The 261-nt window shown below is 55.2% G+C and carries 1 protein-coding gene; it reads left to right on the forward strand.

The features are described 5' to 3' along the window. On the forward strand, positions 1-261 hold a 261-nt coding region (locus tag SAY88_RS25215; RefSeq protein ID WP_431308929.1), incomplete at both ends, for a Ppx/GppA phosphatase family protein.

Below are 261 nucleotides of genomic sequence, written 5' to 3' on the forward strand. Positions count from 1 at the left end.
TGCAGCGATTGATTTAGGGTCTAACAGCTTTCATATGTTGGTGGTGCGTGAGGTCTCTGGCAGTATCCAGACCGTTGCAAAAATTAAGCGCAAGGTTCGCCTTGCTGCCGGTCTGGATAAAAATAACCTGTTGTCAGCCGACGCGATGTCGCGGGGCTGGCAATGCCTCAGACGGTTCTCTGAACAACTGCAGGATATTCCCCCCGATCAGATTCGCGTGGTGGCGACCGCCACGCTGCGTCTGGCTGCCAATGCGCAGAC

This window comes from Halalkalibacter flavus (assembly GCF_036663575.1).
Classification (GTDB): Bacteria; Bacillota; Bacilli; order Bacillales; family Bacillaceae_D; genus Halalkalibacter; species Halalkalibacter flavus.